Source organism: Neobacillus sp. B24, from assembly GCF_055381825.1.
On record NZ_AP035777.1, the window covers coordinates 3,860,541 to 3,878,946 of the forward strand.

At 39.8% G+C, this 18,406-nt stretch carries 25 protein-coding genes and 1 pseudogene; 8 read left to right on the forward strand and 18 right to left on the reverse strand.

Annotated features, from left to right (window positions below; all coding sequences use genetic code 11):
* Positions 1-10: 10 nt before the first annotated feature.
* Entirely contained in the window at positions 11-619 is a 609-nt protein-coding gene (locus tag ACZ43M_RS19060; protein ID WP_464504093.1) for a YphA family membrane protein, read from the reverse strand.
* 108 nt (positions 620-727) lie between these two features.
* On the opposite strand from ACZ43M_RS19060, the gene ACZ43M_RS19065 reads away from it, so the two are divergent.
* Positions 728-874 (forward strand): YpzI family protein, encoded by a 147-nt coding sequence (locus tag ACZ43M_RS19065; RefSeq protein WP_464504094.1) that lies wholly within the window; start codon positions 728-730, stop codon positions 872-874.
* 38 nt (positions 875-912) lie between these two features.
* On the opposite strand, the gene fni is transcribed toward ACZ43M_RS19065, so the two are convergent.
* The 16 genes from fni to ACZ43M_RS19145 form a co-directional block, all read right to left on the reverse strand.
* Positions 913-1,971, reverse strand: coding sequence for a type 2 isopentenyl-diphosphate Delta-isomerase (gene fni, locus ACZ43M_RS19070; protein WP_464504095.1), 1,059 nt, complete (start codon positions 1,969-1,971; stop codon positions 913-915).
* A gap of 12 nt (positions 1,972-1,983) precedes the next feature.
* Positions 1,984-3,123, reverse strand: coding sequence for a 30S ribosomal protein S1 (gene rpsA, locus ACZ43M_RS19075; RefSeq protein WP_464504096.1), 1,140 nt, complete (start codon positions 3,121-3,123; stop codon positions 1,984-1,986).
* Positions 3,124-3,241: 118 nt separating this feature from the next.
* Positions 3,242-3,823 (reverse strand): lysophospholipid acyltransferase family protein, encoded by a 582-nt coding sequence (locus ACZ43M_RS19080; protein WP_464504097.1) that lies wholly within the window; start codon positions 3,821-3,823, stop codon positions 3,242-3,244.
* Between the two features lie 2 nt (positions 3,824-3,825).
* The gene (gene cmk, locus ACZ43M_RS19085; protein WP_464504098.1) at positions 3,826-4,500 is read right to left on the reverse strand and encodes a (d)CMP kinase; all 675 of its coding nucleotides are present in this window, start codon (positions 4,498-4,500) and stop codon (positions 3,826-3,828) included.
* Between the two features lie 253 nt (positions 4,501-4,753).
* Positions 4,754-4,933, reverse strand: coding sequence for a YpfB family protein (locus tag ACZ43M_RS19090; RefSeq protein WP_464504099.1), 180 nt, complete (start codon positions 4,931-4,933; stop codon positions 4,754-4,756).
* 108 nt (positions 4,934-5,041) lie between these two features.
* Entirely contained in the window at positions 5,042-6,391 is a 1,350-nt protein-coding gene (gene ypeB / locus ACZ43M_RS19095; RefSeq protein ID WP_464504100.1) for a germination protein YpeB, read from the reverse strand.
* Between the two features lie 12 nt (positions 6,392-6,403).
* Positions 6,404-7,156, reverse strand: coding sequence for a spore cortex-lytic enzyme (gene sleB, locus ACZ43M_RS19100; RefSeq protein ID WP_464504101.1), 753 nt, complete (start codon positions 7,154-7,156; stop codon positions 6,404-6,406).
* Between the two features lie 92 nt (positions 7,157-7,248).
* The gene (gene prsW / locus ACZ43M_RS19105) at positions 7,249-7,938 is read right to left on the reverse strand and encodes a glutamic-type intramembrane protease PrsW (RefSeq protein ID WP_464504102.1); all 690 of its coding nucleotides are present in this window, start codon (positions 7,936-7,938) and stop codon (positions 7,249-7,251) included.
* An 82-nt stretch (positions 7,939-8,020) separates the two neighbouring features.
* A complete protein-coding gene (locus ACZ43M_RS19110; RefSeq protein WP_464504103.1) occupies positions 8,021-8,977 on the reverse strand; it encodes an asparaginase in 957 nt (318 codons plus the stop codon).
* Between the two features lie 3 nt (positions 8,978-8,980).
* The gene (locus ACZ43M_RS19115) at positions 8,981-9,955 is read right to left on the reverse strand and encodes a YpdA family putative bacillithiol disulfide reductase (RefSeq protein WP_464504104.1); all 975 of its coding nucleotides are present in this window, start codon (positions 9,953-9,955) and stop codon (positions 8,981-8,983) included.
* A 146-nt stretch (positions 9,956-10,101) separates the two neighbouring features.
* Positions 10,102-11,460 carry an IS1182 family transposase gene (locus ACZ43M_RS19120; RefSeq protein ID WP_464503376.1) on the reverse strand — a complete coding sequence of 453 codons (1,359 nt, stop codon included), beginning with the start codon at positions 11,458-11,460 and terminating at the stop codon, positions 10,102-10,104.
* A gap of 136 nt (positions 11,461-11,596) precedes the next feature.
* Positions 11,597-12,874, reverse strand: coding sequence for a Glu/Leu/Phe/Val family dehydrogenase (locus tag ACZ43M_RS19125; RefSeq protein ID WP_464504105.1), 1,278 nt, complete (start codon positions 12,872-12,874; stop codon positions 11,597-11,599).
* A gap of 250 nt (positions 12,875-13,124) precedes the next feature.
* The gene (locus tag ACZ43M_RS19130) at positions 13,125-13,706 is read right to left on the reverse strand and encodes a genetic competence negative regulator (RefSeq protein ID WP_464504106.1); all 582 of its coding nucleotides are present in this window, start codon (positions 13,704-13,706) and stop codon (positions 13,125-13,127) included.
* A 68-nt stretch (positions 13,707-13,774) separates the two neighbouring features.
* Complete coding sequence (locus tag ACZ43M_RS19135; RefSeq protein ID WP_464504107.1) at positions 13,775-14,563, reverse strand: metallophosphoesterase; 789 nt, start codon at positions 14,561-14,563, stop codon at positions 13,775-13,777.
* Between the two features lie 26 nt (positions 14,564-14,589).
* A complete protein-coding gene (locus ACZ43M_RS19140; RefSeq protein ID WP_464504108.1) occupies positions 14,590-14,958 on the reverse strand; it encodes a hypothetical protein in 369 nt (122 codons plus the stop codon).
* Between the two features lie 58 nt (positions 14,959-15,016).
* On the reverse strand, positions 15,017-15,649 hold the full coding sequence (locus ACZ43M_RS19145) for a CBS domain-containing protein (protein WP_464504109.1): 633 nt from the start codon (positions 15,647-15,649) through the stop codon (positions 15,017-15,019).
* A gap of 145 nt (positions 15,650-15,794) precedes the next feature.
* On the opposite strand from ACZ43M_RS19145, the gene ACZ43M_RS19150 reads away from it, so the two are divergent.
* The 3 genes and pseudogenes from ACZ43M_RS19150 to cotJC form a co-directional block, all read left to right on the forward strand.
* A complete protein-coding gene (locus ACZ43M_RS19150; protein WP_464504110.1) occupies positions 15,795-16,028 on the forward strand; it encodes a spore coat associated protein CotJA in 234 nt (77 codons plus the stop codon).
* Positions 16,025-16,285 carry a spore coat protein CotJB gene (locus tag ACZ43M_RS19155; protein ID WP_464504111.1) on the forward strand — a complete coding sequence of 87 codons (261 nt, stop codon included), beginning with the start codon at positions 16,025-16,027 and terminating at the stop codon, positions 16,283-16,285. The genes ACZ43M_RS19150 and ACZ43M_RS19155 overlap by 4 nt, the downstream gene beginning before the upstream one ends.
* 33 nt (positions 16,286-16,318) lie before the next feature.
* Positions 16,319-16,549, forward strand: a pseudogene (gene cotJC, locus ACZ43M_RS19160) (spore coat protein CotJC); the annotation flags it as partial.
* 101 nt (positions 16,550-16,650) lie between these two features.
* On the opposite strand, the gene ACZ43M_RS19165 reads toward cotJC, so the two are convergent.
* A complete protein-coding gene (locus ACZ43M_RS19165) occupies positions 16,651-16,797 on the reverse strand; it encodes a hypothetical protein (protein ID WP_464504112.1) in 147 nt (48 codons plus the stop codon).
* Between the two features lie 280 nt (positions 16,798-17,077).
* On the opposite strand from ACZ43M_RS19165, the gene ACZ43M_RS19170 reads away from it, so the two are divergent.
* The 4 genes from ACZ43M_RS19170 (at position 17,078) to ACZ43M_RS19185 (ending at position 18,389) form a co-directional block, all read left to right on the forward strand.
* The gene (locus tag ACZ43M_RS19170) at positions 17,078-17,317 is read left to right on the forward strand and encodes a helix-turn-helix domain-containing protein (protein ID WP_464504113.1); all 240 of its coding nucleotides are present in this window, start codon (positions 17,078-17,080) and stop codon (positions 17,315-17,317) included.
* A 24-nt stretch (positions 17,318-17,341) separates the two neighbouring features.
* On the forward strand, positions 17,342-17,695 hold the full coding sequence (locus ACZ43M_RS19175; protein WP_464504114.1) for a hypothetical protein: 354 nt from the start codon (positions 17,342-17,344) through the stop codon (positions 17,693-17,695).
* A 64-nt stretch (positions 17,696-17,759) separates the two neighbouring features.
* Entirely contained in the window at positions 17,760-17,978 is a 219-nt protein-coding gene (locus ACZ43M_RS19180) for a hypothetical protein (protein ID WP_464504115.1), read from the forward strand.
* A 15-nt stretch (positions 17,979-17,993) separates the two neighbouring features.
* A complete protein-coding gene (locus ACZ43M_RS19185; protein WP_464504116.1) occupies positions 17,994-18,389 on the forward strand; it encodes an adenylate kinase in 396 nt (131 codons plus the stop codon).
* Positions 18,390-18,406 lie beyond the last annotated feature (17 nt).

The window sequence follows — 18,406 nt, forward strand, 5'->3', positions numbered from 1 at the left end:
TAATCTTTTTTTAAGAGGATTTTTGTTTTCCTTTTTCTAAAAGGTGAAAATGCTGTTGAAGGGTGGCTCCCACATTTTCAAGTAGACTCCAACCCGCGAGGATTAAGACAATAATAGAGCAGGCATCCAAAAACGCAAGTGTTCCGATTTGGTTAGACAAATGTAGATTATGAAGGATATAGCCATTCAATATCTCTCCTTGCACCAAACCACAAACTACAATTAAGAGTCTGGCTTTCAACGATTTTTGCAATAATAAGCTTAAATAACTGATAACAATTCCCATCATCCACTCCTTTTTAAAGAGCATCCAAATTGGATCAAAGATTTCAAATAATTGAAAGGTCACATAAGCAATGGAGATGATCAACGTACAAATACAGAGATAGAATATTGTTCCAGGAGTTTCCTCTCCTAACAGGGTATAGGCAAATAACAACAATAGCAACACGCTTACATACATATCAAATGGTCCGATTACTAAATGGCTTGTCGAGAATATGATGACAAGAAGAACCATTACAGTTAGTTTGAGACGATCCCGATGGTTTTTATTTAAGAAAAACGTAAGGTAAACCCAGGACATCCAAAATGTCCAATAGAACATTATCCCTTCCAATAAACACACCTCCAATTATTATCATTATTGGTAAATTTCAGGCAGTTTCATACTTCCTAGAATAATATTTCCTTCGGGAATCATCTTATAAACAGGAGGTGTGGAATAATGGGAAAAGACCGCCAGGAAAAAAAGCTGAAAGCAAGCCGCAGAGTGGAATCAGATCGTGACCAAGCATTACACTACTCCGGCGCCACCAAGCTATCAGGCCCCGATGAAGCAAGAGGGCTAAACGACGGGAAGGACGATTATTAAAAAACAAGCAAAAAAGCTCCTGCGATTTTGCAGGAGCTTTATTTAATAGAGCGCTGGCTAAATTTTTTTGTATCAATTCCCCGCTCTTGCAGCCAATGGTGTGTGTCACCAAATATAATCAGCGGAGCCAGCTTTAAGTCAGCGATGGATTTCGCCCCAAGCGCGGTCATAATCATCGTAATATCTTCATGTAAATGGTGAATTTCTTCAATAACTGCCTCAATGCCTTCTTCAACAAGTATTCTTAAAAAAAAGCCAGCAATTCCAGCTGCATCGGCACCTAACGCCAACCCTTTTACAATATCATGTCCATTCCTAAATCCACCTGAACCTATCACTGATATGTCCTTAGAAAATGTTGACGCTTCAATAATAGAAATGGGTGTAGGAATGCCCCAATCAGAAAAAAATGACAAGGCTTTTTCCCGACGCTTATTCTCTATATTCGCAAAATTTGTTCCTCCAAAACCGCCAACATCAACAACCGATACTCCTACAGATGCAAGCTTGCGAACAGTTTCACTCGACGTACCGAAGCCAACTTCCTTCACAATAACAGGAACGGGAAGGCCTTTTACAATAGCCTCGATTCTTCTTAAGGCATTGGAAAAGTCTCGATCCCCCTCCGGCATTGTCAGCTCCTGAATCACATTCAAATGAATCTGCAGGGCATTTGCCTCAATGATATCTACGGCAGCCTTAGCTTCGTCCAAGGTTGCCTCACTGCCAAGATTGGCAATTACGATACCTGACGGATTCTCTTTGCGCACGACTTCATACGTGTATCTTTGTGACCTATCCTTCAACGCAGCCATTTGCGATCCGACAGCCATCGCCACACCCGTTGCACTGGCCGCTGCTGCCAGTCCCTGGTTAATGCGATACGTTTTCTCACCGCCGCCGCCAGTCATCGCATTGATAAAAATTGGCGAACTTAAATAAAGTTCGCCAATGGAATGATCTAATTGAACATCGAACACACTGATATTTGGTAAGCTTTGGTGAACAAATTTGATATCATCAAAAGCTAAGTTTCGCTTTGGTTCATCTTCTATCGCAAAGCGAATGTGGTCCCACTTTCGTTTCGATCTAGACACGTCATATCACCGTTATTTTCCGAGATTCTTTAATTTGTCTCCAATGACTTCCCCTAACTGGAATCCTTTTGATTCCTCTGGAAGTTCATAGTCATGGATTTCTTCAGCTTCTTTTTCTAGAAGCTCCTTAATGCTTAGCGATAGACGCTGATCGTTTTCGTTTGCATCTAATACCTTAACTTTAACTTCTTGTCCTTCTCTTAATACTTCATGCGGAGTTGCAATATGCTTATGGGCGATCTGTGAAATATGCACAAGTCCTTCTACACCAGGGAATACTTCAACGAATGCTCCGTAAGAAACCAAGCGTTTTACAGTCCCTGTTAATACGCTGCCCTTAGGTGCCTTTTCTGAAATATTGGACCATGGTCCAGGGAGGGTTTCTTTAATAGATAAAGAAATTCTTTCATTGTCGCGGTCAACACTTAGGACCTTAACCTGAACCTTTTGACCTTCATGAACAACGTCTGTTGGTTTGCTTACATGTTCGTGTGATAGCTGGGAGATGTGAACAAGTCCATCAATTCCGCCAATATCAACAAAAGCTCCGAAATCGGTAATTCTTTGAACAGTACCTTCTATCACCTGGCCTGCTTTTAGTTCATCAAGACGGTTTACTTTCTGTTTAACTTTTTCCTGTTCAACTACAGCACGGTGTGAAAGAATGACACGATTCTTTTCTTTATCAAGCTCGACAATTTTAAAAGAAAGTGTACGTCCTTTGTAATCGCTGAAATCTTCTACAAAATGAGTTTCTACAAGTGAAGCCGGTACAAATCCGCGGACGCCAAGGTCCACAACAAGACCACCCTTCACAACATCCTTAACCTCAGTTTCGAAAACTTCACCGCTTTGGTATTTTTGCTCCAGGCTTTCCCAAGCTTTTTCTGCATCCACTTTTCTTTTTGAGAGAATTAATGCTTCTTCCTCAACCTTTAATACTTCAAGTTCTAATGCATCACCTTCCGCAACTGCATCGGAAGCCTTTTCGATGTGCAGGCTGGATAGCTCGCTGATTGGAATGATTCCATCAAGTTTACTGTCCTGAATATTGACAAGAACCTGTTTTTCTTCCACTTTTGTAACTTGACCTGTTACTTTGTCTCCAACTTCAAAGGTTTTTACTTCTACTTGATTTAATTCCTCAGACATATGTAATCCTCCTTAATCCATTAACTCGCAAATTCTATATTTATCTATAAATTCTGATTAGCAAAAAAGAATCTCATTTATTAACTTCTTATAAATAGTGAATTTTGTCAAGCAGAACCTATCGATACTCTTTAATAAGTTTATGAATTTCTGACATAATTAATTCAGTAACTTCCTCTGCAGATGCTTTGTTCTTTCTAAGGTGATCCATGTCAATTGGCTTCCCAAATATTACCTTCAGCTTCGATAGATTTTTATAGGGACCAATAATGGCACATGGAACAACAGCACAGTTTGTTCTTAGAGCAAAGAATCCGGCACCGGCTAAACCTTTCCCAAGTTCACCGGTTTTACTTCTTGTCCCTTCTGGAAAAAGCCCCAGTACATTTCCGTCTTTAAGAACACCCATGCCATTACGTAATGCTTCCCTGTCGCTCATTCCCCGTTTAACCGGAAAAGCGTTGCATTTTCTGACAATGCTCCCAAGTACCGGGACACGAAAGATCTCTTCTTTAGCCATAAAATGTACTGGCCGTTTTACAGATGTCCCAACAATAATCGGATCCAAGTTATGAATATGATTGGAACAAAGCAAGACTCCGCCTTCATTGGGAATATTCTCACTTCCAATTGCCTCAACCCGATACCATGGTTTAAAGATAGCGGAAACCACTGATCTGGCAAAAGTATAAAACGTCACACTTAACCAATCCTTTCGTACGCCAGTTTCATAATCTTTTCGACTACATCAGGAATGGCCAATGAGGTTGTGTCGATTTCAATAGCGTCCTCTGCTTTTCTCAACGGAGCGATTTCTCGTTCAGAGTCAATTTTATCCCGTGTCGCAATTTCCTGCTTCAATTTTTCCAGATCGGAAGGAAACCCTTTTTGAAGATTTTCAGTATGCCTCCTGATTGCGCGTTCTTCGACACTGGCAAGCAAAAACACCTTTACTTCGGCATTCGGCAAGACGTGGGTCCCAATGTCCCGGCCATCCATAACCACTCCGCCTTCGGCAGCAAAAGCTTGCTGACGTCTGACCATTTCCTCTCGAACGTCCTGATGTTTGGAAACAATCGAGACAGTATTGGTCACATTGGCTGATCGGATTTCATGTGTTACATCGCGGCCGTCTAAAAAGACCAATTGTCCAGTTTCTGAAGGACGAAGTTCAATTTTAGTCGCTAACAGGCAATTAGATAGAGCCTCTTCATCCTCAAGGTTAAGATGATTCGCAATTGCTTTATAGGTCAAAGCCCTGTACATGGCACCTGTATCAATATAGATATAGGAAAGGTTTTCTGCCACGATTTTAGCAACAGTACTTTTTCCTGCTGCTGCAGGACCGTCAATTGCGATTGAAATTTTCTTGTTCATAAATCCTCCTAAAACTATGATAGTCGCTAAGCTGTCTACTGTTTATTTTACCATAAGATGAGGTAATCTCTCTTATTTTTATCCTTTAATATAATAAAAAAAATAAAGCAGGCTATCCTGCTTTATCTTGTCTAGCTACAGCGCCTAGCCCCTCGAGGTCATAAGCCAATCCGTCATGAAGGTTAAAAAACAACCTTCACGCCGGCTCGTCTTATGCTGGTCGGGGCTAATCGAGGCGCTTCCGCTTTTCTATTTACTCCCCCTGAAAGGTCTGGAGGATTTCTGTTAATGTATTTTCGTTTACGCCTTCGTACTTGGTCAGTTGATGTAATTCCGGCAATATGTCCAATTGATGAAAAAAGAATTGTGACAAGAACATGAACAAAAACTGAATGATAATAAGTTTGATTAACAGCCTTTCTATCAATTTCATCTACTACACCCCGGTCATACTGATTATTCCTATTATTGGATAACGGCAACGTTTTTATTCTTATGTATCCATGAAACAAGGGAAAGCTGCTGCTTTCCCCTTTTCCCCTTAAAGAACATCTTCATACATTGCCTCGGCATCTTTTAATTTTTCAACCTCTTCTTCAATACCGGTTTTCGCATTAATAAAAATTCGATACGTATCATCACCCATTGTTCCAAGGAATTCATAACATAATACTTCTTCATTTAAGTCATTGACGATCATGGCTTGGCGGTCTTCCATAACCTTTAAATTCGGGTTAACCTTGCTGCGGGCTTCCTCCTTAGTAATTGTCGGTTTTTCAATAGTTCTCGTTTGGAATGATTTTAAATACTCATCTGCCGAGACCCCAATGATATCCCCGTTATCAAGAGCCACCTTGACCTTGACAGCTTCCGGATAAATTCTAACCCCATTTACATTGGTGACAAAATTGAAAACGCCAATATTATCATATTGAGTACTTTCAAAGGTTTCCAAGTCCTTAAAGCCTGTTTCTTTCAAAAAGCTGAGCGCCTTATTATTTGCATCATTTAAACTCATTGCCTGCTTGCTCACCTGACGGTTGTTTATGAACCAAATAGGGTGCCCTCCCTTTTTGGTAATATCCATACTGCCTTCCTGATTAGTCTCTTTATTTCTAATCGATACACTATAAAAGCCATAATCAGATCCCTTGCCGCTTTCCGTTACTTTTATCTCGGCATTGCCATCGAATTTAATATATTTCCTGGCAATAGTAATGGCTTCTTTACGTGAAATTTTTTCACCCTTAATCTTTTTAAAATTCTCATCCTTTTTTTGAAGATTGGCAAAGGTTACACCTTGATCAGACTCTTCGTATCCGGTGACAGTTTTCTCCACTGTTTTAAACCCATCAATAATCGTGTTGTCGGTCGTTTCCTTTCCCGATGCCAAGGCAAGTTCTACGTCCATCCAGCGCAAATTATTTTTTAACACCAAGTGCTGAACCTTTCTCAGCTCATTCTGAATTTCTCCTGATTGTGTGTATAGTTTTTTTAATGTTTCATATTCCTGGTCTGATAACGGCTCCTTATCCAAATCTCTAGCAGCCGTTCGGTAAGTAAAATTCCCGATATTCGCCAAAAATTCCTCTGTTTTGTTGAAGGGCAATAATGTTAACGGTAATTGGCCGACATCACTATGTGCTTGAGATGTAAGCCGCCATACCTCGATTAATGACGGAGATAATGAATGCCTGGAATTCATCGCCAAAGTTGTTCCGATTTTATCATTCAATAAGTCCATCCGATAGGAAAGGTTATGAAATGCCCGTTGATAATTGTTTTCAGCATTTAGTAGAACAGCGTTTTTTTCCTGATGCTCCTGGTAGCCCCAATAGGCTGTCCCCGCCACTGCGACGGCGAGAACTCCCATTAATATTCCTCTAATCATTTTTCCTCACCTCTACTTGCAAAAAATATGCTGCCCAATTTTCTTAATTTGCGGTCTGGACCAAATCCAGCCGCTTGTTGCCGTTGCTGGGTTAAAATAATACAAAGCTTCACCAGTCGGGTCCCAGCCATTAATGGCATCGATAACCGCCTTTTTTGATGTTTCATTTGGAGTCAGCCAAATTTGCCCATCGGCCACCGCCGTGAAAGCTCCTGGTTCAAAAATCACTCCGGATACGGTATTGGGAAAGGTTGAGCTATTAACGCGATTTAAAATTACTGCAGCCACAGCAACCTGTCCAATATAGGGCTCACCCCTTGATTCTCCATGCACGGCATTTGCCATCAAGCGGATATCATTTTGTGAAAAACCCTTTGGTGTATTGGCTGCTGATGGCTTCGGCGCCGCTTGTTTTGGCTGAGCATTGGAGGTCCCGCCTTGACCTGCTTTATAGTTCGGTGTTGCTTTTGCAAGTTTATTCTTTGTATCGGGACCGGCTATACCATCAATAGGCATTCCAAATTCATATTGAAAGTTTCTCAATGCCCAGTAGGTACGCCAGCCAAAAACCCCATCTATTTTCCCGGTAAAAAAGCCGAGATGCTTAAGCCTCCCTTGCAATTCAATCACATCATCTCCAACCGCTCCATGTTGAATGACCTGATTGGAAAAGGCATGACCGGTGATTGGTTTTTCAAATAGAAATGTCCCTAACAAAAAGATCAGAAGAATGAAAGATTTTATTAGGATTTTTTTCTTGTGCATGAAATAATACCCCCAAAGTCAATCGTTTTTTACAGTAATCCTATTTTTTGTAAGATTGGTCGTTTTATTCCAAAAAAAGAAAAAACCCTCCATTATGAATGGAGAGTTTCTTGAATCGCATATTGTTTTTTCATATGATTGGCACTGAGTATTTTGGCTTTTTTCACCTTTCTTAACCCAAACCACCAAAGGAAAATCATGAATGGGAAAATGATAAATAACCAATTTTCCAGAGAGAGCAGAATAAAATCATAGGAACCATGAAGAGCGACTGGCAGTAATAACGAGAGGACCACCCATTTGGCTTTGATTCCTTCTGTAAATTTTGCTTTTCCGATGTAAAAGCCCATAATCACACCAAACAATGCATGGCTTGATACAGGTAGTAAGGCCCGCGCCATCGCATGTTCAATTCCGTTGGCTATTAAATAGAAGATATTCTCAACCGTGGCAAACCCAAGTGAAACTGCCACGCCATAAACAATTCCGTCAAATGGCTCATCAAACGCCACATGCTGGTAGACCACGTAAAAGAGGATAAACCATTTAAAGAATTCCTCTAGAAGTCCGGTACTCAAGTACGCATCTACTAAATGGGATGTGAGCAAATGCTCCGTTTCCAGGACATGCTGAATAAACATGATGGGAAATACCAGCAGCGCTCCGTACATAAAAGTTCGAAGCACGAAGGAAATTGGCTCTGAGTCATATTCATCTTTTAAATAAAAATAACTTAGTAAGGCCAGGCCAGGGGCAATTCCGGCAGATAATATTCCCAGCATGACAAACCTCTTTTCAAATCTGTTTCTTTAATAGTAACATGAGAGACCATAATTGAAAACCAGCCCGGAGGCTGGTCAGCGATTAAAATTTGATTGTCTCCAAGCCTGCTGCGATAACCACAGCCAGCTTTATCCTTGCTTTTTTTGAGTCGTTATCACTACCAAGGATAACTCCCTTTTTATATAAATCATAGGCGCTGCCTTCGTAATCATAGGTCGTATAAACGGAACCCTCTTCAGCACTAGTTGTGATGACTAACTTAATTCCTGCTTTTATTGCCTCTTCAATCTCTTCCATCATTTTCGGTGCAACCTGTCCTCGTCCGACTCCTTCTAGAATAATCCCTTTCGCCCCAGCCTCTCTGGCAGCCTTAATAAACTTGCCATCCGCTCCAATATAGCATTTAATGATATCAACTTGGGGAATCGAACCTATTATGTCAAAGGTCTCTCTTTTGATGGGTTTCTGAAAAATATGAACTTGGTCATTGTCAATGATCCCCAGATAACCGAATCCGAATGCATTGAACCCTTGTATATTAGAAGCATGCTCTTTTTTTACATACCGTGCCGCAAAAATTCGCTCATTAAATACAACGACTGTTCCTACATCATGCAAATCTCGAGAACAAGCCGAATAAATGGCATGCCTCAAATTAATATAGACATCGCTGCCCAATTCATCAGGAGAACGTTGTGAGCCTGTGACGACAACTGGCCTGGAATCTTTAATCGTTAAATCGAGGAAGTAGGCTGTTTCTTCCATTGTGTCAGTTCCATGAGTGACGACAACCCCGCAAACACCATCATCTTTATAATAATTCTCAATCTTAGACTTTAACACTACTAAATCCTCAAAGGTAATATGGATACTGGCTTTTTGGAACACCGATTCCACAATTACCTCGATGTCGTTCGGCAATTGGCACATTGCTGCCAGTTCTTCACCCGTCATGGCACCTGAAGCCAATTTACCGGACTCCTTATTGGGCTTGCTGGCAATCGTCCCGCCTGTAGTTAACAATACGACTTTTTTCATTATCTACTCACCCTTTTGCTCTTTCGCCAAGATAGAACTAGCAATTAATCCGCCATGGAATTTGCCATTTTCAATGAAAATTTCATTGGCATTGTTTCCAGCGGCAATAACCCCCGCAATATAAATGCCTTCCACGTTTGTCTCCATAGATTCAGAATCATATATCGGCCTTCCCGATTCTGCATCGATCTGTATTCCCATGGTTTTCAAGAACTGGTGGTCCGGGTGATAGCCAGTCATCGCAAACACAAAATCATTCTTGATTGCGAATTCCTTTCCATCCTTTATATAAACAAGCTGATTTTCCGTTATTTCCTTTACATGGGCATTAAACTCCATTTTAATGACCTCATTGCGGACCAAAGATTCGAATTCAGGGAGGATCCACGGTTTAATGCTCGGTGAATACTCGTTACCCCGATATAAAACGGTTACCCTTGCACTTGCTTTTACAAGCTCTAACGCTGCATCAACGCTTGAATTCTTTCCACCAATGACGCAAACATCCTTATCGTAATAAGGATGGGCTTCCTTAAAGTAGTGGAAAACCTTCGGGAGATCTTCTCCCTGGATATTCATATAATTCGGATGGTCGTAGTATCCAGTTGCAATGATGACATACCTGGCATTATAGCTGGTTCTATTCGTTACAACCTTAAAGATAGATTCGTGTTTCGAAACTCCAAGAACTTGCTCAAAGGCATTGACGCGCAGTTTTTTTCTCTTGGCAACCTCACGGTAATAAACAAGGGCCTGATTTCGTTTTGGTTTATAGGTATCTGTTAAAAACGGAACATCGCCTATTTCCAATTTTTCACTTGTGCTAAAAAATGTTTGGTGGGTTGGATAATGGTAAATGGAATTAACAACGTTCCCTTTTTCAATGATTAACGGTTTTTTGCCGATTTCCTGAAGGGCAATTGCTGCTGCCAAACCACACGGACCGCCGCCAATTATAATAATCTCTTCTGTTTGCACTCTCGTTAACACTTCCTTAACAAAAAAACTCCTACCCTGTTTATGATAGAAGTTTTTTTATTATATTTCAATTGAATCAATTTCATAATTCCTTATTTTAAAGAATCACAGACCTGCAGAATTTTTATCTATTCAATTTTTAAAATTTATGCTGCTTGTTTTTGACTATTTAAAGCGGCATTAATACGATCAGCGGCCAGTTTTGAAGCATTATAAACCAAGGTCACTAGATCAAAGTGAACTTTGGCGCGTTTACCTGTCCGGTAACGAACATTGTTTAATTGAAAGTATAACTTAAGATAAGCATTCACACGTTCCACTGCGGTACGTCGTTTAAAGATAGTTTTCCAAACTTTCGAGCCACGGGCTGGTGCTGTATATTTTCGGAGGTCTGTCGTGATTTTCACTTTATAGATCTTTTGACAAATACCCTCATTGGCTAGCGGACAGTCTTTACATTCCTTTGGACGTGTATATTTGAGTGTTTTGTATTTTGGATCGAAACTATCATATCGATACGAGTGTTCCCGGAAACAAGTGGGGGCGAAATGTTTATCAAAACCTTCTAACTCAGGTTCATTACGCTTGTTATAGGCAATCACAGATTGTTGACCCAATCGGTGAATTTGTTCGTAAATCGGTTCGTAGTCATATCCTGCATCCATCGTTTGATAACGTAAAGTCGGAAGTTGAAGACGCTCATGGATTCCTTTTAATAAAGGAATCGCTGCCTTTCCGTCGTTTAAATTTCCAGAAGAAAAGAGAGATTGAAGAATATATTGGCTTTTTGCTCCAACAGCTAAATGAGCCTTATAGCCATACCAAAAAACATTCTTTCCTTCGCTGTTTTTCTTCACACCCCATTCGGGGTGTTGAGGAATTTCAGCACGAAGTTGATCTAAAGGAACATCTAACTGTTCTTCAATTTTCTTTTCGAAAAGGGGTAGATTGGCTTCGCGTTCAGCTTTTTCAATCAACCATTGTTCTCTTTCTTCTTTTGATTTACGCCCACGTTTCTTGGGTTCTGTTTTTGGTTTTTCCTCTTTTGGAGGTGCTTGATCTTTGGCTTCAAAGTGTGTGGCATCAAGGGCTGCTGTATCATCAGTGATAAATCCTTCTGTCATGGCTTGATATAGAATTGTTTCTTTAACATCTTCAAGAACATTAGATTCACTGAGGATCGTCACCATTCTTGAATAAGCTGCCTCAGAAGGGACAGTATCAGAAACCAAAAAGCCGCAGTCTAGTCGGAAAATCATATCGTTTCTTAATCGCTTTACCAAATCTTTAATGAATGGAATCCGTTCCGTTAATCGGGCAACTAATGAGTAAATCATCGCTGCATAATTCAGTTCAATGGGTCTACCAAAACGAGACTTCTTCGTTACCACAGCGAAGATAGGATCAATGTCGATAGCAGAAAAAACTGCTTCAAAACGATGGGTAGGTTCTAAATCATATAATTCTTGTAGTCCAAACAGGCTTCCTTGCCTTATAATAGTCATAGGGAGTCTTCCTCCAGTCTATAAGTTTGTGTGGTGCTTACTTATTTCGACATTTTGGGGAGGTACTCCTTTTTTTAGTGCTTGAAAGCCTTGAGCCCGTAGGGCTCAGATTTATGAAATTGATTCAATTATGTTATTAAATCCAACCTCTGAAGCGGCTAGCTTCAGCCATTTTTCTTACACCGACCATATAGGCGGCAAGGCGCATGTCGACACGGCGTGTTTGGGCTGTATCATAAATATTTTTAAATGATTTGACTAGTATCTTTTCTAGTTTCTCTTCTACTTCTTCCTCGTTCCAATAATAACCTTGGTTGTTTTGGACCCATTCAAAGTACGAAACAGTTACTCCGCCTGAAGATGCAAGCACATCCGGGACTAGCAAAATTCCGCGCTCTGTGAGAATTTCAGTTGCCTCGAGGGTTGTCGGACCGTTGGCTGCCTCAACGACTATGCTGGCACGAATATTATGGGCATTTTCTTCCGTAATTTGGTTCTCAATCGCAGCGGGAACGAGAATATCACAATCAAGTTCAAGCAGCTCTTTATTAGTAATAGTATTATTAAATAATTTCGTTACAGTTCCAAAACTATCCCGTCGATCCAACAAATAGTCAATATCCAGTCCGTTAGGATCGTAAAGGGCACCGTAAGCATCTGAAATTCCGATTACCTTTGCACCGGCATCGTGCATGAATTTGGACAGATAACTTCCGGCATTACCGAAGCCTTGCACAACTACTCTAGCCCCTTCAATGGAAATGCCTTTCTTTTTCGCAGCCTCGCGAATACAAATAGTTACCCCTTTAGCAGTGGCCGATTCACGTCCATGTGAACCGCCAAGGACAAGCGGCTTACCAGTAATAAAGCCTGGTGAATTAAATTCATCGATACGGCTGTATTCATCCATCATCCACGCCATTATCTGCGAATTGGTGAATACATCCGGAGCTGGAATATCTTTTGTTGGACCAACAATTTGGCTGATAGCCCGTACATATCCACGGCTCAATCTTTCAAGCTCTCTGAAAGACATGTCGCGAGGGTCACAGACAATGCCACCCTTACCGCCTCCATAAGGAAGATCGACAATTCCACATTTTAAACTCATCCAAATTGAGAGTGCTTTCACTTCTGTTTCTGTGACACCTGGATGGAAGCGAATACCACCTTTTGTAGGACCGACAGCATCGTTGTGCTGGGCACGATAGCCAGTAAATATTTTAACAGAACCGTCATCCATCCGGACGGGGATTTTAACTGTCATCATCCGTAATGGCTCTTTTAAGAGCTCGTATACTTCTTCAGGATAACCTAATTTTTCAAGGGCTTTATGAATAACAGTCTGTGTTGATTTTAACACATCATGTGTGGCCCCTTGATTTGTTTTTTCAGCACCTTTTTCGGCTACCATTTGTAAACCTCCTATGAATCACTTTTACGAATGTTGTCCGCTTTCAGTCACAAGTATACACCTTTACTTAATTAATGCAAGGAGAAAAAATTCACTTTCCACCATTTTGGAATGTGAATATGTAACCGTTGCCATTCCCTATAAATAGAGATATTTTTATTGTAATAGCATTAATGTTCTGCCCCCCTCCACCAAACGATGAAGAGGAGCGGCACTGCTCCTCCTAAGTTTTTACAAATCCATAAGAAAGCTATTTAAAATAATGAAGAAGCCTGTCAATCGCTTTGTCCTTTATAATTAATTTTCCATACTCGGCAAGAACAAAATGACTCAAGATAGAGGCATTGCCATACTCCGAAAGTAACGAAGCAATGATCACAGTCTTATCTTCTTCCAGGTTATTCATCAAGAGATAGTAACGATTGTTCATCGAATAGATACTGCCCGCATCTATATTTAACGGATTGAGCCTCTTAGCGAGATTAATCAAATCCTCGAAATCGTCAAATTCATATAGAAGTTCCCGCGATGCACCAACACTTACCTGCATTTCAATAATTCCATCTTCCAATAATTCTTCGTCTTCTTTTACCTCGTTTACGGTTATAATCATTATTATACCTTGAGCATAAAGGGAGAAAACTTCAACTGCCACCGATCCCCTTATATCAACATCAAATTCATCACTTGCTTCATCAAGCATATCATGAAAGAGTTGATTCCATTTTCCTGAATCCTTCCAAATATCTTCGTTGGAAAGGCCTCTTTCAAATAAATCATCAGAGGTTAGAAATATTTTTATTTTGTTTGCTGCCAATCGTTCCAAGCGCATATTTTTGCCCCCTGCTTATGAATAACTCTTGTTTTAGAGTATGAAAGCAGAGTTCAGTTTGTGAATGTCTACTCGCTCCCTCCTTTTTCCATGCCTCTTCTAAGTTTAATTAAGTGACACTCGGCAGGAGCACCAAGCCTTAGTGGAATAACGGTGGTCCCGTAACCATTACTTACCATCAGCATCGTATTTCCAAGTGTTTCGATTCCTCCTCGTTTATAGGGCCCAAAGCCAAAAACACGAATTTGGCCTCCATGTGTATGTCCGCTTAACACTAATCGAATATGATGTTCAGGAAGAATTTTGTTAATGATACTAGGAAAATGGCTGACTAATATTTTAAAGCTTCCTTCTGCTGCAATGCCAAGAGCAAGATCCAATCTATCTTGATTGTGATTCATTTCCTTCACACCAAGCAAGCTTAGGGTTTCTCCTGCATCAGATTCCAGCACAACCGCTGTATTAGCTAAAATAGTTATTTCCAATTCCTTCATTAGCGCTGTTAACTGAAGATAGTCAATTTCATAGTCGTTATTTCCCCAAACAAAGTAAACAGGAGCGATTTCCTTTAATTTAAGCAAATTTTCCTTCACACGCCTTAACGGTACGCCTTTTTCCGCCAAGTCGCCGCCGATAATGACCATGTCTGCATTACCAACAATACGGGCTAACATCTTTTCCGAAACGCTCCGTTTATGGATATCTGTAATAAAAAAAATCTTTATCTCCCCGAAGGATGCGGGGAAATCTGAAAATACCAGGTCATTGACGGTAATTTTATTTTGAAAAGCTTCCTTCAGCATATATAAGATAAGGCCTACCCCAATCATGATCAGGATCACCAAAAAAGTAACCATTCCTTTTTCTCCTTCTCCTTCTGCTTCTAAAATACTATCGAAATCATACCATAAATCATGCTCAATCCTAAAAATACAAGAGTTTGTTCCCAACCCAAATGAAACAAAAGGAAAAAAATGCACAGAAGACCGAAAAAATCCCAATAGTAGGTATTTCCTATTGGCTTTTGTCCAGCTAACATCTTTTTTACAGTAGGCACCAAATCTTTAAGGATTCTGGCATTCAACAGAATCCCCAGAAAAAGGGCCAATGCCGCCATAAAAAATTGCAGCGGCTGGATAACCAACGCGATAAAAAAATCAGCCAGGTTAAAAGGGTGTTGTACGGAAATCCATTCAATGACAAGATACCCGCATATAAAAATGAAAACAATCCTGGCAATTCTTTTAAGCATAAAAAAATCCCTCCCATAACAATGTATGAGAGGGAGACCCATTCTTTACCTTTCCTTTTTAGCCTTCTTGAATACTTAAAATTCGAAATCCATGCTCTTCCAATTTCTTTGTGAATTTATCGATATTATCCTTCTTCTCAATCTTCATCACAATCCTGCGGACGAGTTTATCAGTTTCATCAAAAGTTACAAGTGAAATAATATGCTCATGGAAATGATGGGCAATTTCAGATAACCTGGCAATCCGTCCTTCCGTTTCAACCGATGTAAAGGCAATCCGAACCCCTGGACGATTTACCCCGAATGCACTTTCAAATTGTCCTAGTACATCTGAGCGGGTAACAACACCAAGGAATCTCAGGCTATCATCAACCACCGCTAATAATGGAAAGTCCTTAAGGTCTAACATGGTTTTTTCAAATAATTCGGCCCCCAGTAGATACTTATCCTGGTGGACGGCGATATCTTTAACATATGTAGAATTTAAAAACTCCTTTTTTGTTTGATTGGAGTTAAAAAAGTTTTGATAAATGTTATACCTCGTGACAACTCCGAGATACTTTTCCCCTTGTAGAACTGGAATCCCATCGATTTGGTGTTCCTCCAGTTTTTCCAATGCTGCCTTAAGCGTTTCATTCTCTTGTGCTGTAACGCATTCATGCTTTGGTATCATAATATTTTTTACAAACATTTCCCATCACCTCAAATGATAATCCTTCCTCCTTATTATAATTCTATACCCGTGGTAAAAAACCTTTAATATATTTAAGAATTATGTCATGTCTATGAAATTTTGCACATAAGATTAACTGATGTTGAATAAAGGGAGGGATTCTATGCATCAACGTCTTAAAACCTATCATCCTTACGTGAGTCCGTTTGATCCTTGCAAGCCGATGCTTGAAAAAACATATTCCACGCCGCCTCATTTATACATGGGTTTTCAACCGCCAAATTTACCGCAATTCACGCCGCAGGAAGCACTTAGAGCAGGAACACTATGGAAGGCCTTCTATGATCCTTGGTACAATCCTAACGAACAGCCAAATAGGGGAGGCGAGCCTTCATGAAGCAGGTACCAGCTGAGTACTATCAATTAATGGAACAGCTTCAGGCAGTAGACTTTGTTCTGGTTGAACTCACCTTATACCTTGATACCCATAATGATGATTTAGATGCCATTAATCAGTTTAATCACTATGCAAAAGAGAGGAAACGGTTAAAAAAGGCGTTTGAAAGCCAATTTGGGCCCTTACTGCAATACGGTAACAGCTATTCCGGCTACCCATGGAACTGGGACGATTCTCCGTGGCCATGGCAGGTATAGGTGGGAGATTTCAACAAGGGGAGGGATTAGACTATGTGGTTATATGAAAAAAAGCTGCAATATCCGGTTCGAGTCAGTACCTGTAATCCGATGCTGGCCAGGTTCTTAATTGAGCAATATGGTGGTGCGGATGGAGAGCTCTCAGCCGCATTACGCTATTTAAACCAGCGATATACCATTCCTGACAAAGTAATTGGTCTCTTAACAGATATTGGAACAGAAGAATTTGCTCACTTGGAAATGATTGCCACAATGGTATACAAATAGATCATAACCATTATGCAATCTTTTAAAAAACCTCTACAACCCTAATACCTTCATTATTATATACCCCCTGAAAGCATAAAAAAAGGCATAAAAAAAGCCTACCTCCAAAAAGAAGGTAAGCCCATAGCGATCTCTATAAATTTCTTTATGTCAAGTTCCCCCACGTCTGTAGCTTTTCCAATTCCCTCTACAGCGACTGTTTTATCATCAACAATAATAACCTTAGGTTCATTTTGTTTAGTCATGGTGTTCACCATCCTTAATCCAGCGTATGAATGTTAGAGATTGTCTAATGACCCCTACACACACGTACTTGCAGATAAGGAATGGAATAGGACATTTATTTTAAAAACTTTTTAAAACTACCTGTACCGCCCTATGGTTTCTTAAACTATAAAGGGAACAGGTTAATAGCCTGTTACGGTTAAAATGACATTGGTTGATCTCCTATGTAGCTATGTGAGGCTTTATGCCTTGCCTTTTTTATTTACTTAGAAAAGCATAATTTATGAGGATAAATGTGGGGTGGAAAAATTGAAGTTAACAGCAGAAATGTTACCTATTATTCGTAAATGTCGAGGGCTAAGTCAAAGTGAGTTTGCTGTTTATAGTGGCATACCACAAGCACGACTTTCAGATATTGAGTTAAAAAAGATCCCTGTTACAGATCATTACTCAGGGAAACTTTTCCTTGCCATTGGGAAACTGAAATTTGATGAAAAGGAAATACAGCAAATTGCTGAACTAGTAGAAAAGAACAAATAAAATTTAATAAGGTGGTTATTTATTATGACAAATTTTAATCCTGAATTAGTAAGGGCTTTAGCTAACGGAGACGCTGAGGCACATGAACAAATTAAATCTTTACCGTTAACTGTTCGTATGGCTTTAGGAACTGCTGTAGATCAGTTAAGACGTGACGAGAATATCATCCCTATGAATGGTGGTTTTTCTCTTTATGAACAGAAATCAAGTTCTTATACAAATGATGAAGAAGTTGCAAATGCTTTAGCAGAACGTAACAGACTATTACGTGAAGCTGAGGAACGTAAAGAGAAGATCAGACAGGAATTTTTGGAAAAGGAAATTAAAGCAAGGGTAGAACGTGCAAGGGCTGGACTTGCTATGAACGATAGAAGCTAATTAAATTTTTTCCCACTTACTTTTGTAGGTGGGTTTTTTATTTTACTTTGAAAGGTTGTTAGGAATGGCTTATTACGAAAAAGAAGAACAAGAAACAGTAATTATTTATGATCAGTTATCAAAGCTATGGGATATTTACACGACTGTTCCAAAGCATATTAAGAGGCTAAAAAACGAGGCTATAGCGTCAAATTCCCGTATAGAAAAAGATAGTGAAGGTAAAACCATTGCTTTACGTGTAAAGGTTAAAAAGCTACCTTCTAGCTACATTTTTAACAGATAGGAAGGGGTAAGAAGAATGAATAGATCAGAATTTGAAGCAAGGTTAAATAAAGTTTATGACGGTGCTGTGAATCCCTTAAATACTTATTTAAATAAACACGCTGTACTTTGCTTTAAGTGTGAAAAATGTGGTGTTAGGTTCTTTGGTAAACCGTCTCATATGGTGGGTAAAGATCACCAGCGTCATGAATGTGGTATGCCTTACGGTGACAAAAACGGTCTTAGATTAGGTGTTGTTCCTAAACGTGGTGACAGTTTTGGGGGTAAAGGTAAAAAGAAAAAGGAAACTATAAAAATAGACCAAATAAATAAAATGATTTGGGAAGATTACACGCCTCAGCAAATAGCAAAAGAATTAAAAGTAAACCCTAAAATATTTATTGATTATTTTAAAGAAGAAGGGTTAATTTAAAAGCCCTTCTTTTTTGT

What these genes read in the sequence shown, in the direction of transcription:
- ACZ43M_RS19065 (WP_464504094.1), top strand. Translation starts at nt 728, where the DNA reads ATGGGAAAAGACCGCCAGGAAAAAAAGCTGAAAGCAAGCCGCAGAGTG.
- rpsA (WP_464504096.1), bottom strand. Translation starts at nt 3,123, where the DNA reads ATGTCTGAGGAATTAAATCAAGTAGAAGTAAAAACCTTTGAAGTTGGA.
- cmk (WP_464504098.1), bottom strand. Translation starts at nt 4,500, where the DNA reads ATGAACAAGAAAATTTCAATCGCAATTGACGGTCCTGCAGCAGCAGGA.
- ACZ43M_RS19090 (WP_464504099.1), bottom strand. Translation starts at nt 4,933, where the DNA reads ATGAAATTGATAGAAAGGCTGTTAATCAAACTTATTATCATTCAGTTT.
- ypeB (WP_464504100.1), bottom strand. Translation starts at nt 6,391, where the DNA reads ATGATTAGAGGAATATTAATGGGAGTTCTCGCCGTCGCAGTGGCGGGG.
- sleB (WP_464504101.1), bottom strand. Translation starts at nt 7,156, where the DNA reads ATGCACAAGAAAAAAATCCTAATAAAATCTTTCATTCTTCTGATCTTT.
- prsW (WP_464504102.1), bottom strand. Translation starts at nt 7,938, where the DNA reads ATGCTGGGAATATTATCTGCCGGAATTGCCCCTGGCCTGGCCTTACTA.
- ACZ43M_RS19110 (WP_464504103.1), bottom strand. Translation starts at nt 8,977, where the DNA reads ATGAAAAAAGTCGTATTGTTAACTACAGGCGGGACGATTGCCAGCAAG.
- ACZ43M_RS19120 (WP_464503376.1), bottom strand. Translation starts at nt 11,460, where the DNA reads ATGACTATTATAAGGCAAGGAAGCCTGTTTGGACTACAAGAATTATAT.
- ACZ43M_RS19125 (WP_464504105.1), bottom strand. Translation starts at nt 12,874, where the DNA reads ATGGTAGCCGAAAAAGGTGCTGAAAAAACAAATCAAGGGGCCACACAT.
- ACZ43M_RS19130 (WP_464504106.1), bottom strand. Translation starts at nt 13,706, where the DNA reads ATGCGCTTGGAACGATTGGCAGCAAACAAAATAAAAATATTTCTAACC.
- ACZ43M_RS19135 (WP_464504107.1), bottom strand. Translation starts at nt 14,563, where the DNA reads ATGGTTACTTTTTTGGTGATCCTGATCATGATTGGGGTAGGCCTTATC.
- ACZ43M_RS19140 (WP_464504108.1), bottom strand. Translation starts at nt 14,958, where the DNA reads ATGCTTAAAAGAATTGCCAGGATTGTTTTCATTTTTATATGCGGGTAT.
- ACZ43M_RS19145 (WP_464504109.1), bottom strand. Translation starts at nt 15,649, where the DNA reads ATGTTTGTAAAAAATATTATGATACCAAAGCATGAATGCGTTACAGCA.
- ACZ43M_RS19150 (WP_464504110.1), top strand. Translation starts at nt 15,795, where the DNA reads ATGCATCAACGTCTTAAAACCTATCATCCTTACGTGAGTCCGTTTGAT.
- ACZ43M_RS19155 (WP_464504111.1), top strand. Translation starts at nt 16,025, where the DNA reads ATGAAGCAGGTACCAGCTGAGTACTATCAATTAATGGAACAGCTTCAG.
- ACZ43M_RS19165 (WP_464504112.1), bottom strand. Translation starts at nt 16,797, where the DNA reads ATGACTAAACAAAATGAACCTAAGGTTATTATTGTTGATGATAAAACA.
- ACZ43M_RS19175 (WP_464504114.1), top strand. Translation starts at nt 17,342, where the DNA reads ATGACAAATTTTAATCCTGAATTAGTAAGGGCTTTAGCTAACGGAGAC.
- ACZ43M_RS19180 (WP_464504115.1), top strand. Translation starts at nt 17,760, where the DNA reads ATGGCTTATTACGAAAAAGAAGAACAAGAAACAGTAATTATTTATGAT.
- ACZ43M_RS19185 (WP_464504116.1), top strand. Translation starts at nt 17,994, where the DNA reads ATGAATAGATCAGAATTTGAAGCAAGGTTAAATAAAGTTTATGACGGT.